The organism is Flexivirga sp. (assembly GCF_035551235.1).
In the GTDB taxonomy this organism is placed as follows: Bacteria; Actinomycetota; Actinomycetes; order Actinomycetales; family Dermatophilaceae; genus Flexivirga.
Genome location: NZ_DASZNO010000008.1, coordinates 63,598 through 84,283, shown reverse-complemented (window position 1 = coordinate 84,283; position 20,686 = coordinate 63,598). Strand labels below are relative to the sequence as shown.

22 protein-coding genes are annotated in these 20,686 nt (G+C 68.8%); 9 read left to right on the top strand and 13 right to left on the bottom strand.

Annotated features, from left to right (window positions below; translation table 11 throughout):
* Positions 1-33 precede the first annotated feature (33 nt).
* Complete coding sequence (hflX, locus tag VG502_RS01700) at positions 34-1,503, bottom strand: GTPase HflX (RefSeq protein WP_325548091.1); 1,470 nt, start codon at positions 1,501-1,503, stop codon at positions 34-36.
* 210 nt (positions 1,504-1,713) lie between these two features.
* On the opposite strand from hflX, the gene VG502_RS01695 reads away from it, so the two are divergent.
* The gene (locus VG502_RS01695; RefSeq protein WP_325548089.1) at positions 1,714-3,012 is read left to right on the top strand and encodes a COG4705 family protein; all 1,299 of its coding nucleotides are present in this window, start codon (positions 1,714-1,716) and stop codon (positions 3,010-3,012) included.
* Between the two features lie 36 nt (positions 3,013-3,048).
* Positions 3,049-3,657, top strand: a complete 609-nt coding sequence (locus VG502_RS01690; protein ID WP_325548088.1) for a class I SAM-dependent methyltransferase — start codon at positions 3,049-3,051, stop codon at positions 3,655-3,657.
* Positions 3,658-3,694: 37 nt separating this feature from the next.
* On the opposite strand, the gene dapF is transcribed toward VG502_RS01690, so the two are convergent.
* Together dapF and miaA are read right to left on the bottom strand one after the other, a co-directional pair.
* A complete protein-coding gene (dapF, locus tag VG502_RS01685) occupies positions 3,695-4,573 on the bottom strand; it encodes a diaminopimelate epimerase (protein ID WP_325548086.1) in 879 nt (292 codons plus the stop codon).
* Between the two features lie 43 nt (positions 4,574-4,616).
* Entirely contained in the window at positions 4,617-5,558 is a 942-nt protein-coding gene (gene miaA, locus VG502_RS01680) for a tRNA (adenosine(37)-N6)-dimethylallyltransferase MiaA (protein WP_325548084.1), read from the bottom strand.
* Between the two features lie 43 nt (positions 5,559-5,601).
* Between miaA and VG502_RS01675 the strand changes: the two genes are divergently transcribed.
* The 5 genes from VG502_RS01675 to VG502_RS01655 all read left to right on the top strand — a co-directional run bounded on the left by VG502_RS01675 (position 5,602) and on the right by VG502_RS01655 (position 9,194).
* The gene (locus VG502_RS01675; protein WP_325548082.1) at positions 5,602-6,561 is read left to right on the top strand and encodes an acyltransferase domain-containing protein; all 960 of its coding nucleotides are present in this window, start codon (positions 5,602-5,604) and stop codon (positions 6,559-6,561) included.
* Positions 6,562-6,586: 25 nt separating this feature from the next.
* A complete protein-coding gene (locus VG502_RS01670; RefSeq protein WP_325548080.1) occupies positions 6,587-6,715 on the top strand; it encodes a hypothetical protein in 129 nt (42 codons plus the stop codon).
* A gap of 83 nt (positions 6,716-6,798) precedes the next feature.
* A complete protein-coding gene (locus VG502_RS01665; protein ID WP_325548078.1) occupies positions 6,799-7,086 on the top strand; it encodes a hypothetical protein in 288 nt (95 codons plus the stop codon).
* A 51-nt stretch (positions 7,087-7,137) separates the two neighbouring features.
* Positions 7,138-7,950, top strand: a complete 813-nt coding sequence (locus VG502_RS01660; protein WP_325548076.1) for a class I SAM-dependent methyltransferase — start codon at positions 7,138-7,140, stop codon at positions 7,948-7,950.
* Positions 7,951-8,024: 74 nt separating this feature from the next.
* Positions 8,025-9,194, top strand: a complete 1,170-nt coding sequence (locus tag VG502_RS01655; RefSeq protein WP_325548074.1) for an RtcB family protein — start codon at positions 8,025-8,027, stop codon at positions 9,192-9,194.
* A gap of 77 nt (positions 9,195-9,271) precedes the next feature.
* On the opposite strand, the gene trpS is transcribed toward VG502_RS01655, so the two are convergent.
* The gene (gene trpS / locus VG502_RS01650) at positions 9,272-10,369 is read right to left on the bottom strand and encodes a tryptophan--tRNA ligase (protein WP_325548073.1); all 1,098 of its coding nucleotides are present in this window, start codon (positions 10,367-10,369) and stop codon (positions 9,272-9,274) included.
* Between the two features lie 147 nt (positions 10,370-10,516).
* Positions 10,517-11,737, bottom strand: a complete 1,221-nt coding sequence (locus VG502_RS01645) for an MFS transporter (protein ID WP_325548071.1) — start codon at positions 11,735-11,737, stop codon at positions 10,517-10,519.
* Between the two features lie 84 nt (positions 11,738-11,821).
* Here VG502_RS01645 and VG502_RS01640 point away from each other — a divergent pair, with 84 nt between their 5' ends.
* A complete protein-coding gene (locus tag VG502_RS01640) occupies positions 11,822-12,691 on the top strand; it encodes a LysR family transcriptional regulator (protein WP_325548070.1) in 870 nt (289 codons plus the stop codon).
* Between the two features lie 68 nt (positions 12,692-12,759).
* Here VG502_RS01640 and miaB read toward each other — a convergent pair whose 3' ends face one another.
* From miaB to VG502_RS01605, 7 genes are all read right to left on the bottom strand, one after another.
* The gene (gene miaB, locus VG502_RS01635) at positions 12,760-14,289 is read right to left on the bottom strand and encodes a tRNA (N6-isopentenyl adenosine(37)-C2)-methylthiotransferase MiaB (protein ID WP_325548069.1); all 1,530 of its coding nucleotides are present in this window, start codon (positions 14,287-14,289) and stop codon (positions 12,760-12,762) included.
* 58 nt (positions 14,290-14,347) lie between these two features.
* Entirely contained in the window at positions 14,348-14,887 is a 540-nt protein-coding gene (locus VG502_RS01630) for a hypothetical protein (protein WP_325548067.1), read from the bottom strand.
* Between the two features lie 9 nt (positions 14,888-14,896).
* Positions 14,897-15,526, bottom strand: coding sequence for a proline-rich domain-containing protein (locus VG502_RS01625; protein WP_325548065.1), 630 nt, complete (start codon positions 15,524-15,526; stop codon positions 14,897-14,899).
* Positions 15,527-15,601: 75 nt separating this feature from the next.
* A complete protein-coding gene (locus VG502_RS01620; RefSeq protein ID WP_325548064.1) occupies positions 15,602-16,969 on the bottom strand; it encodes an FAD-binding oxidoreductase in 1,368 nt (455 codons plus the stop codon).
* Positions 16,970-16,992: 23 nt separating this feature from the next.
* Complete coding sequence (locus VG502_RS01615; protein ID WP_414655689.1) at positions 16,993-17,526, bottom strand: LysE family translocator; 534 nt, start codon at positions 17,524-17,526, stop codon at positions 16,993-16,995.
* Between the two features lie 85 nt (positions 17,527-17,611).
* Entirely contained in the window at positions 17,612-18,163 is a 552-nt protein-coding gene (locus VG502_RS01610) for a helix-turn-helix domain-containing protein (protein ID WP_325548060.1), read from the bottom strand.
* Between the two features lie 40 nt (positions 18,164-18,203).
* Positions 18,204-18,983, bottom strand: a complete 780-nt coding sequence (locus VG502_RS01605; protein WP_325548058.1) for a class I SAM-dependent methyltransferase — start codon at positions 18,981-18,983, stop codon at positions 18,204-18,206.
* Between the two features lie 72 nt (positions 18,984-19,055).
* On the opposite strand from VG502_RS01605, the gene VG502_RS01600 reads away from it, so the two are divergent.
* Positions 19,056-19,919, top strand: coding sequence for a LysR family transcriptional regulator (locus VG502_RS01600; protein WP_325548056.1), 864 nt, complete (start codon positions 19,056-19,058; stop codon positions 19,917-19,919).
* A 14-nt stretch (positions 19,920-19,933) separates the two neighbouring features.
* On the opposite strand, the gene VG502_RS01595 is transcribed toward VG502_RS01600, so the two are convergent.
* Entirely contained in the window at positions 19,934-20,686 is a 753-nt protein-coding gene (locus VG502_RS01595; RefSeq protein WP_325548055.1) for a regulatory protein RecX, read from the bottom strand.

Genomic DNA, 20,686 nt, shown 5'->3' with positions numbered 1-20,686 from the left:
CGATGGTGCCAGCCGGCCCTGAACCTGAGTGCTCTACACGGCGAAAGTTGCGAGTTCGGCCTGCAACGTCGGGGTGACCTTCGCGTGGACGTGCGTGCCCTCGCCGGTGTGCTCGCTGGAGAGCACCTCGCCGTCGTCGTGGATCCGGGAGAGCAGGTCGCCGCGCTCGTAGGGCAGCAGCAACTCCATCCGGATCTCCGGACGCGGCAGCTCCCGCGCGACCAGGGCGGCCAGCTCGTCGAAACCGGTGCCGGTGCGCGCGCTCACGGCGAGCGCATGCTTCTCCGAACGCAGGATCCGGTCGACGACCTCGGGATCGGCGATGTCCGCCTTGTTGACGACGACGACCTCCTTGACGTCGTGCGCGCCCACGTCGGCGAGCACCGATCGGACCGCGGTGATCTGCGACTCCGGGTCGGGATGCGAGCCGTCGACGATGTGCAGGACGAGGTCGGCGTCGCCCACTTCCTCCAGGGTCGAGCGGAACGCCTCGACCAGCTGGTGCGGCAACTCGCGCACGAAACCGACGGTGTCGACCAGCGTGTAGGTGCGGCCGTCCTCCGTCTCCGCCCGGCGGACCGTGGGGTCCAGCGTTGCGAAGAGTTGGTTCTGGACCAGCACCCCGGCACCGGTGAGGCGGTTGAGGATCGACGACTTGCCGGCGTTGGTGTAACCGGCGATGGCGACCGACGGCACGTGAGCGGCGTGACGCGAGCCACGCTTGGTCTCGCGCATCGTCTTCATGCCCTTCAACTCGCGACGCAGCTTGGCGATGCGGGTGTTGATGCGGCGGCGGTCCAGCTCGATCTTGGTCTCACCGGGACCACGCGAACCCATGCCCTGACCACCGGCGGCCTGACCACCGGCCTGACGGGACATCGACTCACCCCAACCACGCAGGCGCGGCAGAAGGTACTGCAGCTGGGCCAGCTCGACCTGCGCCTTGCCCTCCTTGGACTTGGCGTGCTGGGCGAAGATGTCCAGGATCAGCGCGGTCCGGTCGATCACCTTGACCTTGACGACGTCCTCGAGGCCACGTCGCTGGCTGGGCGTCAGCTCGGTGTCGGCGATGACGGTGTCGGCGCCCTCCTCGATGACGATGTCGCGCAACTCGGCGGCCTTGCCCGAACCCATCCAGGTGCCCGGGTCCGGCTTCATCCGGCGCTGCAGCACACCGGCGAGGACGGTCGAGCCGGCGGTCTCGGCGAGCGCCGACAGCTCGTGCATCGAGTGCTCGGCATCCTCCGCCGTGCCCTCACCCCAGACCCCGGCCAGCACGACGCGCTCCAGGCGCAGCTGGCGGTATTCGACCTCGGTGACGTCCTGCAGCTCGGTGGAGAGCCCGGCAACGCGGCGGAGCGCGGCCCGGTCCTCGCGGTCGAACTGGTCTCCGTCGTACGACTCCTCGATCAGGAAGCCGTCGGCGTCATACCGCCGGTCCTGATCGGTCTCCGCGGCCAAGGCCTCGGCGCGACCATCGAGCACATGTGAGCGAGCGGTCATCGCGCCTCCATCGGTGTTGCGTTGGGTCATGTTCCCCCTGTTCGGGCTTCACGGTCGCAAATGTCAACGTCATACGCGAATGGTTTATTGCGCGGTATCCGCGGTGAGCAGGTCAAATCTACGCGACTGTCCCACGTCCGCCGCTGCGTATGACGGGCTGCCCGGCATACCTACACCGTCTGCACATCTGTAGAAAACTAGCTTCCCCGCATGGCTTCCCTGACGACGTCCGCGCCGCCCGGCAGTGCCGCTCGCCGGCGCACCCTCAACAAGGTCCCCGAGGTCACCATCTGGTTCTGGGTGATCAAGATCCTGTGCACGACGGTCGGCGAGAGTTTCGCCGACTGGATCAACATGCAACTCGGTGTCGGACTCGACAACACCGCCCTGCTGTTCACCGCCATCCTCGTGGTGACGCTGGGTGTGCAACTGACCCTGAAGAGATACGTCCCGTTCCCGTACTGGCTCACGGTCGTCGTCGTGTCCGTGACCGGCACGCTCTACACCGACATCCTCACCGACGAGCAGAACGTGCCGCTGTGGATATCGTCCACCGTTTTCGCAGTGGCGCTGGCAGCCGTGTTCGGCATCTGGTGGCGCAGGGAACGCACGCTGTCCATCCACTCGATCGTCACGCTGCCCCGGGAGGCCTTCTACTGGCTCACGGTGCTGGTGACCTTCGCGCTCGGCACGGCCACCGGTGACTGGACGCTCGAGCTCACCGGGTGGAGCCCGGGCGTCTCGATCCTGTTGCCGCTCAGCCTGATCGCCGCAGTGACCGCCCTGTGGAAGTTCGGCGCCAACCCGGTGCTGTCGTTCTGGCTCGCCTACATCCTCACCCGGCCGCTCGGCGCCAACATCGGTGACTTCCTCGCCTCGCCGACCAAGGCGACCAACCCCGGCGACCCCGTGGGCCTCGGCATCGGCACGTTCACGACCAGTCTGATCTTCCTCGGGCTGATCCTTGCCACGGTCATCTACCTCTCGGTCACTCGCTCGGACGTCACGGAGACCTACGAGGTCACCCACGAGCCGGCTGTCGCCACCGACCCACGGCGGGAACGCCTGGGACTGGCGGGCTTCGGTGCCCTCGCCGCGGCCCTGGCCGCGATTCTCATCTGGGCACACCTGACCCCGCACCAGGGCCCCGCTCCCGCTGATGACGGCGCAGCCACCGGGCCGGTCAAGCACTTGACCCCCGCTCAGGCGACGGCACATCTCCCGAAGCCGATCGTCGCGAAGTACCGGACGTTCGCGAAAACCGCAGTGGCACAGGACAAGACGGGCAACGCGTCCGCATCGCACGCCACGGTGCAGCAGATGCGCGACAGCTGGGATGCGGATGCCAGCCGACTGCAGGCCGCGAACGGAACGGGATGGACCTTCCTGGACCACGAGATGGATGCCGTGCTGAAGAAGTACGCGATCGATCACCCGGGTGTCCACGCGGCATCGCCCGCGGCTCAGGAAGCCGAGCTGCGCGTGCTCCTGAGTGACCTCGGCGCCTGACGATCGGGCCACCGGCATGGGTACCCTCGTGGCACCATGACCGAGCGTCCTGATCATTATTTCTCCGCGAGTCCGGCCAGCGCCGACGAACGTCGCACCATCCACGTTCCGTTGGCCGGCCGGACTCGCGCTGTGCAGGTGGCGCCGGGCGTCTTCTCCGCGGAGCGGATCGACCAGGGCACCTCGGTCCTGCTGCAGAACGCGCCGGAACCGCCCTCGTCGGGCACCTTCCTGGACCTCGGCTGCGGCTGGGGGCCGATCGCGCTCACGCTCGGCCTGCGCTCCGCCGACGCGCAGGTGTGGGGCGTCGACGTCAACGAACGGGCCCTGGACCTGGCCCGTGGCAACGCGGCCTCGCTCGGACTGTCGAACGTGCATGCCGAGACCGCGGACGCTGTGCCGGCCGAGCTGCGCTTCGATCTCATCTGGTCGAATCCGCCGATCCGGGTCGGGAAGTCGGTGCTACACGACCTGCTGCTGGCCTGGCTCCCCCGGATGACCGACACCGGGGTCGCCTACCTGGTCGTCCAGCGCAACCTCGGATCCGACTCGCTGCAGCGCTGGCTGATCGAGCACGGGTTCCCGACCGAGCGCTTCACGAGTGTCAAGGGTTTCCGGATCCTGCAGGTCCGGCCGCGCGCCTGAGAGCCGAGACCTCGATGCGCGGCTCGTGCCTCGCCGCTTACTCGGCCAGCGTGGGCAGTGGCAGCCGCACCGTCCCGGACGCGACGATCTCCGCCGGCCCGGACAGCAGGACACGGTCACCCTCGATGCGTATGCCGAGCCGGCCTCCCGGGACGTCGACCTGCCAGTCGAGCTGGTCACTCGGCTGCCCGGCCCACCACCAGGTGGCGATCGCCGCTGCCGCGGCACCGGTGCCGCAGCTCTGCGTCTCGCCGACGCCACGCTCGTGCACCCGCATCGCGATGTGCCCGGGGCCCACCGCGCGGACGAACTCCACGTTGGTGCCGTGCTCCGGGAGCGGGTCGACGCGCGGCTGATGCGTCAACTCCAGTGTGCGCAGGTCGAATTCGGGAGGGAGTGCCACCACGGTGTGCGGGTTGCCCATGTCGATGCTCAGCGCCGGCAGTGCGTCGGGAGCGCCCACCGCCTGCACCACGCTGTCCGACCCGTGCTCGTCCGCCTCGGGCTCGCGCGCGAGGCGCCATACACCCAGGTCGACCTCGAAACCGTTCTGGATACTCGTCATCCGCTTGATGCCGGCACGGGTCGCGATGTCGAAGTCCGGTCCGGTGACCAGCGCATTGTCGACGAGGTAGCGCGCGAAGACGCGGGTGCCGTTGCCGCACATCTCCCCTACCGAACCGTCCTGGTTGCGGTAGTCCATGAACCACTCCGCACTGCCGGCACCTGCGCGGATCTCGGCCGGTGCGTGCTCGATCGGCACCACGCGAATGACGCCGTCGCCGCCGACTCCGCCACGCCGGTCCGCCAGGAACGCCGTCTCGTCCGCGCTGAGCTCCGGTGTGCCGTCCAGCGCCGGGACCAGCACGAAGTCGTTCTTCGTGCCGTGACCCTTGGCGAAACTGATCGTCCTCATACCACCATTCAAGGTCATCGGGCCGCCACGCGTCATCCCGGTGTCACGGCCTGGACCGGTCACCCACCTCTTGCAGGGCCTCCTGCAGCGTGCGCCGAGTGCGCTCCAGCAGGTCCGGGGCGTCATACGGCTGCCAGTGGATGCGCGGCTCGGGACCGAACCACGAGTGTTGCCTGCGCGCGAATTTCCTTGTCAGACTTGCCGTTTCGTCCTTCGCCTGCTCCTCCGTGAGAACCCCGTCCAGCTGTTGCAGGGCCTGCGCGTAACCGATCGCCCGGCTCGCAGTGCGGCCCTCCCGCAACCCGATGCGGTCCAGCGCACGGACCTCGTCCAGCAGCCCGTCCCGCCACATGTGCTCGACGCGGCGACCGATGCGGGCATACAGCTCGCTGCGCTCGATCCGCAGCCCGATCATCACCGCGGGCGCGATGAACTCGCGGGTGGGCATGGTGGCGCTGAACGGCTCGCCGGTCAGCTCGATCACCTCGAGTGCCCGGACGACGCGCCGGCCGTTGCTCGGGTGGATCTGTGCCGCGGCGGAAGGGTCGGACGCGGCCAGCCGGGCGTGCAGCGCGGGCGCGCCCTCCTGCTCCAGCCGCGCCTCCCAGCGCGCGCGCACAGCGGGCTCGGTCGGCGGGATCCGCAGGTCGTCCAGCACCGCCCGGACGTAGAGTCCGCTGCCACCGACCAGGATCGGCACCCGGCCGCGCTGTCGGATGCCGTCGATCGCCACCCGCGCATCCCGCTGGTATGACGCAACGCTCGCCTCGTCCCGCACCTCCAGCACATCGAGCATGTGGTGCGGCACGCCCTCGCGCTCCGCGGGTGTCAGCTTCGCCGTGCCGATGTCCATCCCGCGGTAGAGCTGCGAGGCGTCGGCGTTGACGATCTCGCCGTCCAGGGCGTGCGCGAGCGCAACGCCGAGGTCGGACTTACCGGTCGCCGTCGGTCCGACGACGGCGACGATCGGGTGCGGGGTCGTCATACGGCTCAGTCTCGCAAAGTGGCGATCCTCCTACGATGGCCCGGTGACTTCGCTGCCCACGACCGACCAGTTGCGCACCCGCATCTCCGGAGCCGCGTTGCAGCGGGCGTTCGACTACTTCGCGGTGCAGCAGCCGGACCGCGCCGACTTCGCGACGGCCGCCGCACGGATCAGCGGCGACGCCGCTGCGCTCGCCCGGGTCGGCCAAGTCGTCGCCGCGCTCCGCAGCGGGATGGGCCGACTGCTGACGCAGGAGCAGGCGTCCCTGCCTGCCACCTTCGACCCGCAGGACCCGAACGAACCGGTCGAGGCGCGTTTCTTCCACGCGGTCGCGTTCGCCGCGACCCTGCCGGACACGCTGGCGTTCCACCGGACTCGCGCGATCCCGGACACCGCGTCGCGAGCGATCCTCGCCGATCTCGGTCGCCACCTGCGGATCTTCGAGCGCACCTTCGGGCACACGGGCCTGCACGTGCAGAACTGGCTCGCACTGCACCTGCGTGGTGTGATCTACGATTTCGGGCGCCTGCAGGCCGAGCTCGAGAGGCTGGACGTGCCGGCCGCCGAGTTGCGCGCGGCCGGGGTGCCGACCGTGACGGGGTCGGTCGTTGCCGGCATACACATCCCGGACAGCGGCCCGCTGCGACCGGCCGAGGTCGATGCATCACTGGCTCGGGTACGGCCGTTCCTGGCCCGTCACTTCCCGGAGCTGCCGCCGGTCTCGGTCGCGCGCTGCACCAGCTGGCTGCTCGACGAGCAGTTGTGCGATCTGGTCCCGGACAGCAACATCGCCCGCTTCTGCGCCCGCTGGCACCCGATCGGCGCACCGACCGACGGCGACTGGTCGGTGCGCAACTTCGTCTTCCGCCGGCCGGACGCCGATCCCGCCGACCTCGTGGCGTCCACTCGTCTCGAGCGGGCCGTCCTGGACCACTGGCGGTCCGGCGGTCACCTGCACCAGCGATCCGGCTGGCTGAAACTGTCGGGAGCTGTTCCTTCCTGAGCCCGGGTGCGGGAAGGTGGACGGTATGAGTACCGAACAGGAGCACGACGACTACGACCGTACGGAAGAGGAGACCGCGACCGAGGAGGGTATGCCGCTGCTTCCCCACCGGGACGACTGGAACGAACCGATCGAGGACGACGGCGAGGACTGAGTCCCCGCGCTTGACCTTCGAGCCGGTCGAAGGTCCACGCTCGGTCGTATGACGAATCCAGCGGACCCCGGACCGGACCCGGCATGAGCGTCCTGGTCCACCTCTGCCGGTCGTGCGGACATCAGCAGACCTGGCACTCCGCCGGCAACGGCGGCTACACCTCCTGCCGATGCTGTCGGGCCTATCAGTGCGACCCGGAGCCGGAACCCGTGCTGCTGCAGACCTTTTCGTTCCCCGGCTGGCGGGTGGAACCGTTGCTCGTGCCCGGGAGCATCCGTAATCCACGATCCATGCATTCCACGGAGTGCTGCTCCTGCGACGCCTGCCTGGCGGCATACGACCGACTGGCCGGCACCGCCCGGTCCGCCTGACGCACCGCGAATTCGGTTGCCCGCCGGGCCGTCCTCCCGCACCCTTGGGGCGTGACCGATTACCTCGCGCTCAACAGGGCCAACTGGGACGACCGGGCCGCGGCACACGCCGCGAGCCCGGACTACGCCGTGTCCGAGATCGTTGACGACACAACGCGATTGAGCGATGTCGTCGCCTTCGACAAGGAACGCCTGGGTGACATCCGAGGGCTCGAAGCGTTGCACCTGCAGTGCCACATCGGCACCGACACCCTGTCGCTGCACCGCCTCGGCGCGCGCGTGACGGGGCTCGACTTCTCCCCAGCGTCGCTGGCCGAGGCACGCACGATCGCCGACCGCGCGGGCGCGGCGATCGACTATGTCGAGTCGGACGTCTACTCCGCGCCGGAAGCGCTCGGCGGCCGCACCTTCGATCTGGTCTACACGGGTATCGGCGCGTTGTGCTGGTTGCCCTCGGCCGACCGGTGGGCCCAGGTCGTCGCGTCCTTGCTGCGACCCGGTGGGCGCCTCTTCATCCGGGAGGGCCACCCGATGCTGTGGACCTTCGAGGAGGACGGTTTGGAACCCGAGTACTCGTATTTCGAGCAGCCAGAGGGCAATAGGTGGACCGACGGCGGCACGTACGTCGCCACCGACCACGAGATCACCGCGAAGACCACGGTGGACTGGAATCACGGGCTCGGCGAGATCGTCACCGCGCTACTGCGGCACGGGCTGCAGCTGACCGGGCTCGTCGAGCACGACAGCGTGCCGTGGTGCGCGTTGCCCGGTCTGATGACGGTCGACGAGCGCGGTGAATGGCGCCTCAGCGACCGACCCGAGCGCCTCGCCGCCAGCTACACCCTGCAGGCGGTCAAGACCTGACCGACACCGTTCTTCCAATACGGCGTCGGTCCTTGATCGACGCCGTATTTGTATGCTCAGCAAAGGAATTCATCATGCAGAAGATCAACGACCGGCTCTTCAACTGGGCTTCGCTGCTCGAGAACAACCCTCGGGAGCAGGCGGAGCTCACCGCAACGATGCCGTTCATCCACCCGCACCTCGCTCTGATGCCGGACGCCCACCTCGGGCTCGGCGCGACTGTCGGGTCGGTCATTCCCACCCTCCGGGCGATCATCCCGGCGGCGGTCGGTGTCGACATCGGCTGCGGCATGATCGCCGTCCGGACCCAGTTCAGCGTCGGCGACCTGCCGGAGGACCGGTCCGTCATACGGCACAGCATCGAGCGGTCCATCCCGCTGTCGGCGGGCGGCTACAACCACCGGATCACGAGGGAGCACACCCAGGTTCGACTCGACGAGCTGTCCACGATGGCGCAGGACGCCGGGTTCGACCCGTCGTCATACGCCAAGAAGTGGGATGTGCAGCTCGGTTCGCTCGGCTCCGGCAACCACTTCATCGAGGTGAGCCTGGACGAGCAGGACCGGGTGTGGCTGTTCCTGCACTCGGGGTCACGGGGCGTCGGCAACCGGATCGCCCAGCGGCACATCAAGGTCGCCCGGGAGCTGTGCGAGCAGTGGTGGATTCCGCTGCCGCACAAGGACCTTGCCTACCTGGTCGAGGGGACCGCGGAGTTCGACACCTACCTGCGGGAGCTGCGGTGGGCGCAGCACTTCGCGCTGCTCAACCGGGAGGAGATGATGGACCGGGTCGTGCACGACGTGTCGCACTGGGTCGGTGAGCCGGTCGTGGAGCAGGAGCGGATCAACTGCCACCACAACTACACCGAGCGGGAGCGGCACTTCGGCAAGGATGTCTGGCTCTCCCGGAAGGGCGCCATCAACGCCGAGTCGGGCCGGCCGGGGCTGATCCCGGGGTCGATGGGCACTGCGTCATACGTCGTGGTGGGCAAGGGTAACCCGCTGGCGCTGAACTCCTCACCGCACGGGGCGGGGCGGATGTACTCCCGGAGCAAGGCCCGGAAGACGTTCACCGTCGACCAGCTCCGGACGGCCATGACGGGCATCGAGTACCGGGACACCGAGGCGTTCCTGGACGAGATCCCGCAGGCGTACAAGGACATCGATGTGGTCATGCAGGATGCCGCCGACCTCGTCGAGGTCCGGCACACGCTGCGGCAGATCGTCAACGTCAAGGGCGACTGACGTCGGAGTCGCCGAGAGTGCAGTAGCGGTCGTTTTCGGCATACGAGAACGACCGCTGCTGCACTATCGGCACCGGGTCAGTAACGCAGGCCGAGGCGATCCTGGACGTCGTCGAGCGTCCTGGCCGCGACTTCGCGGGCACGCGCATTGCCTTCTCGCAGCACACTTTCCAGGTATGCCGGATCAGCTGCGAACTCCGCCCGGCGCGCGCGGTGCACGGCCAGTCCGTCATTGACCGCGGTCGTGAGCGCAGCCTTCAATGCCGCGGCTCCCCCGTCGCCGATGCGGTCGGCCACCTGCTCCGGGCGCTCGCCGGTGAAGAGCCCGGCGATCCGCAGCATGCTGGCGACCTCGGGGCGACCGTCGGGGTCGAAGGTGATCCGGCGCTCGGAATCGGTGCGTGCCTTGCGGATCCGGGCGGCGGTCTCGTCTGCCGTCATACCGAGTGAGATGCCGTTGCCGCGACTGGTCGACATCTTGCGGCCGTCCAGTCCGGGCACGACAGGCAGGTCGGTGAGCAGCGCGTCCGGGGTTCGGAAATACTCCTCGCCGCCGGCATACCGGGCGTTGAAGCGTCGTGCGATCGCCCGGGTCTGCTCGACGTGCGGCAGCTGGTCGCGTCCGACCGGCACGACCGAGCCGTGGACGCTGAGGATGTCCGCGGCCTGGTGCACCGGATAGGTCAGCAACAGGCCGGACAGCGGGCGACCGTCGGTGGCGGCCAGCTCATCCTTCACCGTGGGGTTGCGTCGCAGCTCCGCATCGGTGACCAGGGACAGGAACGACAGCATCAGCTGGCCGATCTCGGGCACGGCGGAGTGCGCGAAGATCGTCGAGCGAGCCGGGTCGATCCCGGACGCGAGATAGTCGGCCAGCTGTCCGTAGGTGGCCGCCCGCACGTCGCCAACGCTGTCGCGATCGGTGATCACCTGGTAGTCCGCGACCAGGATGAACGTGTCGATCCCCTTGTCCTGTATGGCGACTCGCGACTGCAGCGTCGCGAAGAGGTGGCCGATGTGCAGCGGCCCGGTCGGTCGGTCGCCGGTCAGGACCCGTAGCTTCTCGCGGCCTCTCCCGTGTGGGTCGTCGATCAGCTTGTGGATGGTGTCGCTGCGCGCCCGGCTCGCGGCGTATGACGCGTCGCCGTGCAGTTCGGTGTCGTCCAGGATGGTCATTAGGTGCTCCTTGGGGTCGGAGCCCGACCGGGAGCGTCATACGAAAGAAGCCGCCCGACCGGGCGGCTTCGAGGAAAACGGGTTTCGTCAGCGGGCCGCCGGGGAGGGCAGCCACCACTGGATGCTGACGATGTGCATGCACCAAGCCTAGCGCGCGGTTCGGCCGGCCACGCGCGCGACCATTGCCGCCACCAGGAGCGCGGCAGCCAGGAAGAAGCCCATGTAACAGACCATCGACGTCCAACCCCCGGCGCTGAACGCGATGCCCGCACACGCGCCGATGACCGAGCTGCCGATGTAGTAGGCGAAGAGGTAGAGCGAGCTGGCCTCGGCACGATGTTGTCGGGCGAGCAACCCGACCCAGCCACTGGCGATCGCATGCGCCGCGAAGAACCCAGCGGTGAAGAGCAGGACCCCGAAGAGGACCGCGACCAACGAGCCGGGAAGGGTCAGGACCAGACCGAGCACCATCACCACCTCGGCTGTCATCAGCGTCCGCGCCCTCCCGAACCGTTCGGCGAGACGTCCTGCGATCGCCGACGAGACCGTGCCCGAGAGATACATCAGGAAGATCGAGCCGACCACCGCATCCGACAGGTTGAATGGTGCTGCGGACAAACGGAATCCGAGCATGTTGTAGAGCGACACGAAGCCGCCCATGAGCAACAGTGCGGTCGCGAAGAGACCGAGCAGCGCAGGGTCACGTAGGTGGTCCGCGAGCGCACCGGACGTGGCCCGCAGGCCGACGGGCTGTGCCGCGAAATGACGCGAGGCCGGCGCCAGGCGCACGAACACCACGGTGAAGGCCAGTGCGACGAGCGCGGCCACCTCGAGGGCCCAGCGCCAGGTGCTGAGGTCGAGCGTGAACGACGCGACGAGCCGCCCGGCCAGGCCACCGATCGTGGTGCCGGCGATATAGCGACCCATGGCGGCACCGAGGTGCCTGCGGTCGACCTCCTCGGCCAGGTAGGCCATCGCGGTTGCCGGGACACCGGCGAGCGCGATGCCCTGCAGCGCGCGCAGCACGACCAGCACCGCCATGGACGGCGACCACGGCAGCACCAGGCCTATCGCCGCGGAGGCCAGCGCCGACCACGTCATCACCCGGGTGCGGCCGAACCGTTCGGACAGGGCACTGGCCGGAATGATCGCGAGGGCGAGCAGGCCGGTGGTGGCGGAGACGCTGAGCGCCGAGACCGCCGGTGACACCGAGAAGTCGGTGGCCAGCGACGGCAGCACGGCCTGGGCGCAGTACATCGCGACGAACGTCGTCATACCCGCGGCGAAGAGGGCCGCGGTGATCCGGCGGTACCCGGAGTCACCACGTCGATAGCCGACGGGCGCGAGCTGCGCAGTGGTCGTGGTCACCACGCCATCGTCACGCACGCTTCGTTCATACGGAAATGATTCTTTCTTCCCTCTCTCATGCTAAATAGGCATAAGCTGGGCTCTGTGCGTGATGCCGTGTGGTGGTTCGTCGTCCTCGCCGAGGAGGAGAACGTCACGGCCGCCGCTGCCCGCCTGCAGATCCCGCAGCCGACCCTCTCGCGGCGTCTCGGCCGACTCGAACGTCAGCTCGGCAGCACTCTTTTCGACCGTCGCGGCAAGCGACTGCACCTCAATGCCGCCGGTCGCGTGTATGCCGAACACCTGCGCCGCGCGCACAGCGAGCTCGTCGCCGCCGAGGAAGCGGTGCGCGAGCTCCGGGCACACGGCCCGCGCGTGGTGCACCTGGGCTTTCTGCACTCCTTCGGCACCTGGCTGGTCCCCGAGCTGATCCAACGGACACGGGCGGCCGAGCCCGGGCTGCGGTTCGAGCTGATCCAGGACGCGGCGGACATCATCACGGCCAAGGTGGTCGCAGGCGACGTCGATCTCGGGATCGTGTCGCCGCGACCGCGGGATGCGCCGGTGAGCTGGCGTCGACTGCTCCGGCAACGGGTGCAACTCGTCGTGCCGGCGGGCGATCCGCTCGCCCGACGCCACTCGATAGGGTTCAGCGAGCTTCGGGATCGCGAATTCATCGCAATGGCAACCGGATTCGGGATGCGTCAGTTGCTGGACGAAGCATCTGCCGCCGCGGGCATCGAGCCGCACATCACCGTCGAGTGCCAGGAGCTGGACACCGTCGCCGGACTCGTCGCGGCCGGCATCGGTGTCGCCCTGCTGCCGGAATCCCCCGATCGGCATCTCCCGCCGGGCGTCACCGCGTTGCAGGTCACCGGGATCGATGCGACGCGCGAGGTCGGCCTGATCTGGGCACGCGGGAAGGCTCTTCCCGAGCCGGCGCGCCAGGTGCGCGCCCTGGCCATCAGCAGATGACCGGCGTCAACCGGATCTCGATACGCCTTCCTCCGCTTCGCCCCCGGGCACTCGATCCGCGGGGTCGGTCAGTTGCAGCCGCAGCCGTCCGCGACGGGCGCGGAGATCGGCTTGCCGAGGCCCGGCATACCGAGGGCGACGGCGGGCTTGCGCGTCCCACCGTCGGTGGCTTGGTCCTGCAGCGCCTCCCAGGCGTCGCCGCCACGGGTACGGCGAACCTCCCAGGTGCCGCCCTCGGCGCCGGAGTCGGCGACCAGATGGTGCGGGGCGCCATACGTGACGCCCACGGTGGCCAGGTCACCCGGACGCGGCCGGTCGACGCCCTCGGGCACGGCGAAGTGCACCAGCCGGTTGTCGCGGGCGCGGCCCGACATACGGTGCGTCTCGGCGTCCTTGCGGCCCTCCCCCGGCGACACCAGCACCTCGACCGTCGTGCCCTCCAACTCCTTGTTGCTCGCCCAGGAGACTTCCTCCTGCAGCTCGATGAGCCGGTCGAAGCGTTCTTGCACAACGGCTTTCGGGAGCTGGTCGGGCAGGTCGGCAGCGGGCGTGCCCGGGCGGATGGAGTATTGGAAGGTGAACGCCGATGAGAAGCGCGCCTCGCGAGCGACGCGCAGGGTCTCGGCGAAGTCCTCCTCGGTCTCCCCCGGGAAGCCGACGATGATGTCGGTGGTGATCGCCGCGTCGGGCATCCGCTCGCGGACCCGGTCGAGGATGCCGAGGAACTTCGTCGAGCGGTAGGACCGGCGCATGGCCTTCAGCACCCGGTCGGAACCCGACTGCAGCGGCATGTGCAGCGACGGCATCACATTGTGCGTCTCGGCCATCGCGTCGATCACGTCGTCCGTGAACGCGGCGGGGTGGGGAGAGGTGAAGCGCACCCGCTCCAGGCCCTCGATCTCGCCGCACGCGCGCAGCAGCTTGCCGAAGGCGAGCTTGTCACCGAACTCAACGCCGTAGGTGTTGACGTTCTGACCGAGCAGGGTGACCTCGACGACGCCCTGCTCGACGAGCGCTCGGATCTCGGCGAGCACGTCGCCCGGGCGGCGGTCCTTCTCCTTGCCACGCAGCGACGGCACGATGCAGAAGGTGCAGGTGTTGTTGCAGCCGACCGAGATGGAGACCCAGCCGCTGAAGGCCGAGTCGCGCCGCGTCGGCAGCGTCGACGGGAAGGTCTCCAGCGACTCCAGGATCTCGACCTGTGCCTCGGTGTTGTGCCGCGCCCGCTCCAGTAGCACCGGCAGCGACCCGACGTTATGGGTCCCGAAGACGACGTCGACCCACGGCGCACGCTTGACGATCTCGCCCTGGTCCTTCTGCGCCAGGCAGCCGCCGACGGCGATCTGCATCCCGGGGTGCGCGTCCTTGGCCGGGCGCAATTGGCCGAGCTGGCCGTAGAGCTTGCCGGCGGCGTTCTCGCGCACCGCACAGGTGTTGAAGACCACCACGTCCGGCTGCTCCGGCCGGTCCCCGAAAGCGAGGCCGGCACGGTCGACATACCCCGCGGTTTCCAGCAATCCGGCGATGCGCTCGGAGTCGTGGACGTTCATCTGGCACCCGTGGGTGCGCACTTCATAGGTCTTCAGATCACCAGTCATGACCCGTCAAGGGTACGGCGTCGTCCCGACACGCCCGGAATCGCCGCTCAGGTGCAGGTCAGGACCCCGGCGGGCGCTGGTACGGCGAACCGCCCGTGTATGGCGCGGGGCGTGGCGGCACGAACGGCTTCTGGGTCTTCGGGCGTTGCCGCATGCTCGACGCCATCGAGCCGATGCCCACACCGGCCATGACGAGCAGGAGCAGGCCTATCGACAGATCATCCGCCAGCGCAGCGTTGTCGCGACACAACTCACCGATCGCGAGCGCACCGGCGATGCCGGTCACCGGGAACGAGGCCCACAGCATGGCCGGACCGGCCTGGTACTTCCCCAACGTCACGCTGGCCCCGACGATCGCGTACGCCACCGCGCACACAGCGGCCAGGGTGACACCCAGCATGAAGAACTCGAGCAGAATCATCCCGTCCGGGTCAGCACTCCGATGCGTGTCGTAGTACTCCGTCGTCTCCGAGCGGTTGAGCCAATGGATGCACGCCCAGGCCCCGCCCGCGAAGACGAAGGCGTTCAGCAAATGGCACACGGCGGTCGCGATCCACCACCACTTCCCGGGCGGCCGGCCGGACGAGGTGCGGTTCATCATCGGGCCTTACCGGTGCTTCGGTTGCCGGTGAAACAACGCAAGGACCGGGCACACGATCAGTGCGAGGGCTGCCAGACCCAACACGACGAGCGTCGACATCGAGATGCGCAGCACCGTCGCGCACCAGACCAGCTCGCCGATCGAGAGGGCACCGAGCAGCATGCTGAGCACGGCGCCGGAGGTCCTTGCGCGCAGGCAACGGAGACCGGCCATGAATCCGAGCATCACCGAACCGACCTGGAAAGCAAGGAAGATCCAGACAGCCACCCCGGAGCCGGAGAAGAAATCGTCGGAGATCTGCCGCAGGCCTTCACCACCGCCCATGACGGCGACCAGAAACAGGAGGTAACCAGCCATCACTGCGATGGATGCCAGAACTGACGCCGCGAAGCCGGCGCCGATGAACGCAAGCACCGCGGAAGCGGTCCACCACCCGTGCACCGGTGGTCGGACCGGCCGTGTCCTGACCGGATATCCGGGGCGCAACGGCGGGCCCTGTTGCCACGGCGGCGGTATGGCGCCCGCGCCCTGCTGCCACGGCGGCGGGCCGAACTGCTGCGGTGGCGGGCCGACCCGCTGCGGCGGTCCGAACTGCTGCGGCGCCTGCGGCGGAATGCTCCCCTGCGGTTGACTCATGACGATCAAGCTAGCCGCGCGGACGGCCCGAAAAGAGCTTGTCCACAGGCCAGTTCTGCGGTCACCGCCAGCGAGTCAGAACACCTTGCCCGGGTTGAAGATGCCGTGCGGATCCAGCGCCGCCTTCACGGCACGCTGCATGGCGATGACCTCTGGGCCGAGCTCGCGCGCCGCACCGGGCATCTTCAGCAGGCCGACACCGTGCTCGCCGGTGACCGTGCCACCGAGCTTCAGGCACTCGTCGATGATCCGGTCGAAGGCCGCCTGTGCGCGTTCGCGCTCGTCGTCATCGTCGTGGCCGGCGACCATCAGTGGATGCAGGTTGCCGTCGCCGGCGTGCGCGACGCTGGCGATGGTGATCCCCACTTCGGCCGAGATCTGCTCGATCCGGCGCAACATCTCCGGCACATGCTCCTTGGCCACCACGATGTCCTCGGTGAGCAACGGCCCCTTGCGCTCCATCGCCGGGTAGGCGAGCCGCCGAGCGGCCATCATGGCGTCGGCCTCCTCGGCATCCGAGGTCTCGGCGACGAACGTCGCTCCCCCGGTCTGGAAGGCGGCGACCATCTCCTGCGCCGCCGCCACACCGGCTTCCCCCGGCTCGTCCAGCTTGCCGATCAGGACCACATTGGCCTCTGCCGCCAGGCCCATGTTGGTCATCTCGTCGACGGCTTCCAGGCAGATGCGGTCGACGATCTCCAGGGCGGATGGCGTCAGGCCGCGGGCCGCCACGTCGCGCACCGCGACACCGGCGTCGACGATGCTGTCGAAGTAGCCCAGCACCGTCCGCCCCGGATCGGGCAACGGCCGCAGCTTCACGGTGATCTCGGTGACGATGCCGAGCGTTCCCTCCGACCCGACGAACAGGCCGGCCAGGTCGAGTCCGGCCACACCCTTCGCCGTGCGCCGACCGAGCCGCACGACTTCACCCGTGCCCGTGACGACCTCGAGCCCGATGACGTAGTCGCGCGTCACGCCATACTTCACGCAACACACGCCACCCGCGTTCGTCGCGACGTTGCCGCCGATCGTCGACCAGGGTGAGCTGGCCGGATCCGGCGGGTACCAAAGACCTTGCTCCCCAACGGTTTTGCGCAGATCGTCGTTGACGACGCCGGGTTGTACGACGGCGATCCGCTCCAGCGGGTTCACCTCGAGGACAGCGTTCATCTTCTCCAGGCTCACGACCACGCAACCGTCGGTCGAGTTGGCGCCGCCCGACAACCCGGTCCCGGCGCCGCGTGGCACCAGCGGCACATCGTGCTGCAGCGCCCACCGCACGGTCCGCTGCACGTCGTCCGTGCTCGTCGCGCGCACCACCGCGAGCGGCGTGCTGTATGGCGCCCACTCGGCCTCGTCGTGCACGTAGGACGCGATCCGGTCCGGGTCGGTGAGCACGCGCGAGCTGTCCAGCGTGCTGATGAGTTCGTCGATGACGGGCATGCGGCCCACGCTAGTGGTGCCGGTCAGCGCGGCACGAGCGTGATGCCGATCGCCGTGAACAGGCCGCCGGCGATGCGGTCGATGGTCCGTTGCAAACGTCGGTATGCCGCGACCACCGGCCGGGAACCGGCGCACCAACTCACGACGGCGAGCCAGCCGACCGCCATCGCCAGCATCATGGCCAGCACCGCGACACGGACACCGACTCCCTCCTGCCGCGGCATCAACGTGGCGAAGAGCGCCCCGAAGAAGACCAGCGCCTTGGGGTTGGCCAGATTGGTGAAAAGCCCCAGCCGCCAATAGTTTCCGGCGCTCGGCCGCTGCTCCTGTATGGCGCCATGACCGGCCTTGCGCGCCGACCACAGGATGTGCACGCCATACCCGATCAGCAGCACGGCACCCACGCTGCGCACGACGAGATAGAGGTGCTCGTAACGTGCCAGCAGAGCACTGAGTCCGCACATCGCCAGCGTCGCCCAGCAGGCGATGCCGGACACGACACCGAAGCCGACCCGCATGCCCGCCGACCGACCGTGTGCGGCCGAAGTGCGAAGCACCGCAAGGAAATCCGGCCCCGGGCTGATCACAGCGACAAGCCACGCAAGCAGAAGTGGGAGGACGAGGAACATACGGATCATCCGTTCAGAGGCTGACTGGGGAGGCAATGAGGACGGTGAGGTCCGCCGGCTCGGAGGTGGTTCGGTACGAGTGTGCGACGTCGCCGGGGAAGGCCAGCAGGTCACCCGCGCCGAGTTCGACGAGATCGCTCGTCGGCCCTGCGGACAGGTTCCCCGACGCGACCACGAGGTGCTCGAGCGTGCCGGTCGCATGCGGAACGCCGACGAACTCGGTGTGCGCGGGAAGGCGGAGTCGCCAGATCTCCACCTGGTGGCCCCCGCTCACCCTGCGCAACAACTCGCGATGCGGTCCCGACGTGTCAGCGTCGGTGGCGCGCACGACGTGCGTCCCGGCATCGTCGGTCTCCGCGAGCAGATCGGCCAGTGGCACGCCGAGCGCGACGGCGACCGCGTCGAGGGTGTCGATCGTCGGATTCGCTCGCCCCGACTCCAGGCCGGACAGTGTGGCCTTGGACAACCCGGCGCGCCGGGCGAGCTCAGCGGCGGACATACCGCGTTGGTCACGACGCAGGCGTAGCTGCGCTCCCACGGAGGCTGCGAGCGAGGACGGCGGCATGATGTCCACTATATCGAACGCTCAGTTCATTTCAATACGCCTATACCAAACCGACCATGACGAAGTCGTCGCCGTTCTGCCAGGCCGTGCCGACCTCGGCACAGCCCGCGCCGGTCAGCGCACGCTGCACATCGGACAGCGATGCCACCCGTTGCCGGCGACGCTCCACGCTGCTCGGCAACTGCTCCGCCGCGCGGCGCTGCATGAGCGACCGCAGCTCCGGCGCCTCGGCGACGGCGTCCCACCATGCTCCCCAGTCCTCGGCGTCGACGCGTCCGGCACGGCGCGCGGCGCCGGCTGCCACGTCTCGTCGCACGGCGTCGAGCCGCGGAGTGCGCTCCGGCTCGTAGAAATGATCTCCGTCGACGAACACCCCGCCGGGTGCGAGGTGCCGGACCGCCTCGTCGGCGACGGCCGCGAAGTCGTCGGCGCCGAGCCAATGGAGTGCCGTCGTGCTGACGAACGCATCGGCCGCGCGGTCCAGCCCCAGCCGCCCGCACCAACCGCGTTCAGTGAGGTTCAACTGCATCACGCTGAAATCGTCACTGCCGTATGCCGATTCGGCGAGCGCCAAAAGCAGCGGATCCATGTCGACACCGACCACCGTCGCAGCGGGAATGCGCTGCAGCAACCGATGGGCCAACGAGCCCGGGCCGACACCGAGGTCGACGACCAGCGGATCCGGGCGGCCGACTGCCGCCTCGACGACATCGGCGATCACTTCGAAACGCTCTTCCCTGTCCGCGAAGTAGGTCGCCTGCTGGTCGTCCCACCGTTGCAGCCAGCCGAGGGCCGATTCCTTGTCGATCTGTGTTGTCATGCCTTCATCCTCCGGCCCGGCCAGGGCCAGCAGTAGATGCTGATCGAGGCGGATCGGTCATAGCCTGGGCCTATGTCTTCACTGCCTGAGGTAGATGACCTGACGTTGGTGCGGGAGGTCTCGCGCACCGGCTCGGTGGGCGGTGCGGCGCGCAACCTGCGGATCAGCCAACCGTCGGCGAGCGCCCGACTGGCCAGACTCGAACGGCGGATCGGCATCGAACTGTTCGAGCGGGACACCAGCGGCGCCAGACCGACGACGGCCGGCGCCGAACTCGTTCGCCAGGCCGACCACATCCTCGGCCACCTCGAAGGTGCCTTCGGCGCGGCTCGTGCTGCGGCGTCCCATCGGCCCCTTGTCGTCGGCAGCTTTGCCAGCCTGACCTCGCTGCTCTTTCCGGCCCTTGACGCACTGCTGCCCGAGGTTGCCATCGAGCAGCGACAGGATCACGGACCGGTGCTCATGCAATGGGTCGCCGAGGGGACGATGGACGCCGCTTTCGTGGCGATCGCCGACCAGGTCACACTGCCCAGCAGCGTGGTGGCGCACCCGATCGGCCGCGACCCGCTCGTGTTCTTCCGGGCCGCCGGCGTCGAACCGCCGGGCCGGGGCCGGCTGCCGCTGCGGGATCGCCCGGTGATCGTCTCGACCTTCGACCTACGGCTGGACGACATCGTGCAGCGGCTGCAGCGGCTGGGCTCCGACGCGCGTCGCGGCATCACGCTCGCCACGGCCATCTCGATGGCACGACGGCGCGGCCACCTGGCCGTGCTGCCGCACAGCGCCGTCGCGATGGATCTACATCCGGATGAAGCGATCGACCGATTGCCGTTCCGCATGTCGGTGCAGCTGACGATGATCACCGGACGGCGCCCCGACCCGCGGCTGACCGACCTCATCCCTGCGCTACGCAAGGAGCTCGGGCTCCGCAAGTGACCGCACGTGCTCGGTCAGTCCGGTTGGTGCTCCGGGGCGTCGGCGATCGCCTCGCGGATCACCGACCAGGCGATCGATGACGAATAGCCTTTGCGGGCAAGCATTCCCGCCAGGCGTCGTGCTTGAACCGTTGCGTCGAGACCGTGCATCGAGCGCAGCTTCTTGTCGACCAGCGCCCGAGCGCGCTCCCGCTCGTCATCGTCGTCGATGCTCTCGAGCTGCTCGTCGATGACCTCGGAGGCGACCCCCTTGCGGCGCAGCTCCTGACTGATCCCCTGTCGACCCAGGCCACGACGGGTCTGCTGGGACTGGATCATGGTCGCGGCGTAGGCGGCGTCGTCGATCAGCCCGACCTGCTCCAACCGGTCGAGCACGGACGCGGCGATGTCGTCGTCGCAGCCGCGCTCGCGCAGCTTGTCGGCCAGCTGTTTGCGGCTGCGTGGCGCGGCAGCCAGCTGCCGCAGCACGATGGTGCGGGCCACCTCGTGCGGGTCGGCATCGGGGCCCTGCTTGTCGGGCGGCGGCTCCCGATCGTCGCGCGCCTGTCGCGGGCTGCGCCGACCGCCGGTGGTTCCGGCCGCACGGCTGGTTGCGCCGCCGCCGCGAGGACTGGGCCGCCGGGCACCCCTGTCGCGCCCCCTGTCGGCACCTTCGTCCCGGCCGGGCGTCGGTCCCTGAGCGCCCGAGCCGGCCCATGGGCCGACGATGACGTCCGCCGGGTCTACGAAGTCCGGCGGTGAATCCGGTGCACTGTCAAAGGGATTCAT

Bases quoted from the DNA above. Each gene is read 5' to 3' on its own strand.
- VG502_RS01610 (WP_325548060.1), bottom strand. From the start codon at position 18,163: ATGCCGCCGTCCTCGCTCGCAGCCTCCGTGGGAGCGCAGCTACGCCTG.
- miaA (WP_325548084.1), bottom strand. From the start codon at position 5,558: ATGACGACCCCGCACCCGATCGTCGCCGTCGTCGGACCGACGGCGACC.
- VG502_RS01670 (WP_325548080.1), top strand. From the start codon at position 6,587: ATGAGTACCGAACAGGAGCACGACGACTACGACCGTACGGAAGAGGAG.
- trpS (WP_325548073.1), bottom strand. From the start codon at position 10,369: ATGACCATCCTGGACGACACCGAACTGCACGGCGACGCGTCATACGCC.
- VG502_RS01690 (WP_325548088.1), top strand. From the start codon at position 3,049: ATGACCGAGCGTCCTGATCATTATTTCTCCGCGAGTCCGGCCAGCGCC.
- VG502_RS01620 (WP_325548064.1), bottom strand. From the start codon at position 16,969: ATGCCCGTCATCGACGAACTCATCAGCACGCTGGACAGCTCGCGCGTG.
- VG502_RS01630 (WP_325548067.1), bottom strand. From the start codon at position 14,887: ATGAACCGCACCTCGTCCGGCCGGCCGCCCGGGAAGTGGTGGTGGATC.
- VG502_RS01665 (WP_325548078.1), top strand. From the start codon at position 6,799: ATGAGCGTCCTGGTCCACCTCTGCCGGTCGTGCGGACATCAGCAGACC.
- VG502_RS01605 (WP_325548058.1), bottom strand. From the start codon at position 18,983: ATGACAACACAGATCGACAAGGAATCGGCCCTCGGCTGGCTGCAACGG.
- VG502_RS01655 (WP_325548074.1), top strand. From the start codon at position 8,025: ATGCAGAAGATCAACGACCGGCTCTTCAACTGGGCTTCGCTGCTCGAG.
- hflX (WP_325548091.1), bottom strand. From the start codon at position 1,503: ATGACCGCTCGCTCACATGTGCTCGATGGTCGCGCCGAGGCCTTGGCC.
- VG502_RS01600 (WP_325548056.1), top strand. From the start codon at position 19,056: ATGTCTTCACTGCCTGAGGTAGATGACCTGACGTTGGTGCGGGAGGTC.
- miaB (WP_325548069.1), bottom strand. From the start codon at position 14,289: ATGACTGGTGATCTGAAGACCTATGAAGTGCGCACCCACGGGTGCCAG.
- VG502_RS01595 (WP_325548055.1), bottom strand. From the start codon at position 20,686: ATGAATCCCTTTGACAGTGCACCGGATTCACCGCCGGACTTCGTAGAC.
- VG502_RS01625 (WP_325548065.1), bottom strand. From the start codon at position 15,526: ATGAGTCAACCGCAGGGGAGCATTCCGCCGCAGGCGCCGCAGCAGTTC.
- dapF (WP_325548086.1), bottom strand. From the start codon at position 4,573: ATGAGGACGATCAGTTTCGCCAAGGGTCACGGCACGAAGAACGACTTC.
- VG502_RS01695 (WP_325548089.1), top strand. From the start codon at position 1,714: ATGGCTTCCCTGACGACGTCCGCGCCGCCCGGCAGTGCCGCTCGCCGG.